1 protein-coding gene is annotated in these 1,123 nt (G+C 74.7%); it reads right to left on the bottom strand.

Going from position 1 to position 1,123, the window contains the following annotated elements:
• A partial coding sequence (locus tag AB0I76_RS30450; RefSeq protein WP_357042752.1) for an MFS transporter occupies positions 1 to 1,122 on the bottom strand: 1,122 nt, incomplete at its 3' end.
• Position 1,123: the final 1 nt, after the last annotated feature.

The raw sequence follows: 1,123 nt of genomic DNA, 5'->3' as shown, positions 1-1,123 counted from the left end.
GGCGGCCTTCGCCGTGGTGACGGGCGCGGCGAGTCGTCCGGCGATGGTGGCGTACGCGACGGAGCCGTAGCGGTCGGCGAGCAGGGCGGGCGTGGCGAGGCTGGCGATGCCGAAGCCGAGCCCGAAGCCGATGACGGTGACGACTGCCCCGGCCCGGGTCGAGGCGGCGACGGGCATGGCGAGGACGGCGACGGCCTGGATCGCGAACACGGCGGCGACGACGGTGGTCACCGGGAGCCGGCGCCGGGCCCCGGTGAGGACGAGTCGTCCGGTGACCGACAGGATGCCGAGCAGGCCCGCCACGGTGGCGGCGACGGTGGCGGGATGGCCGCGGCTGACGAGGTAGCCGACGAGGTGGACGCCGATGGTGCTGGTGGCGGCGCCGTGCGCGACGAGGGTGGCGGCGAGGATCCAGAACCGAGGGTCGTGCAGGGCGGTGCGCGCCGCCGCGACCTGGCGTCGGGTGTGGTCGGTTCGCGCCGAGGGGGTGGGTGCCGTGGTGTGTGGGGGCCTGCGGATGGCGAGGGCGTGCAGGGGCACGGTCACCGCGCCGTGGACGGCGGCGAGCGCGAGCAGCGCGCCGCGCCAGCCGAGGTGGGCCACCAGGACACCGGTCAGGGGCATGAAGATGGTGCTGGCGAATCCGGCGACGACGGTGACGGCGAGCAGGGCGGTGGCCCGTCGGTCGGGGGTGAACCAGGAGACGATGACGGCGAAGGCGGGTTCGTAGAGCACCATCGCGCCGGTGATCCCGACGCCGATCATCACGGCGTACAGCTGCCCGATGGTCCGCACCTGCGACCAGGCGATCAGGAGCGCGGTGGCGGTGAGGGAGCCGGCGGTCATGAGAGCACGTCCACCGTGGCGGTCGAGCCACCGCCCGACGGGGATGGCCATGACGGCGCCGGCCAGGATGCTGGCGGTGAGCGCACCGGTGACCGCGGTGGTGGAGGCGCCGAGGTCGGTGGCCATGGGGGTCAACAGGACCGCGTAGGCGTAGTGGAGGGTGCCGTAGCCGACGGTCGAGGTGACGGCGAGGGCGGCGACGACGCGCCAACCGCGGTGCCCGCCGACCGTGAGGTCGGCGGGCACCGTCGTGGTGGCGGGCATCAGCTGCCGCAGC

Origin of the sequence: Micromonospora sp. NPDC049799 (genome assembly GCF_040656655.1) — a bacterium.
In the GTDB taxonomy this organism is placed as follows: Bacteria; Actinomycetota; Actinomycetes; order Mycobacteriales; family Micromonosporaceae; genus Micromonospora.
The sequence above is the reverse complement of the archived record's forward strand: the minus strand, read 5'-3'. Positions and strand labels throughout refer to the sequence as shown.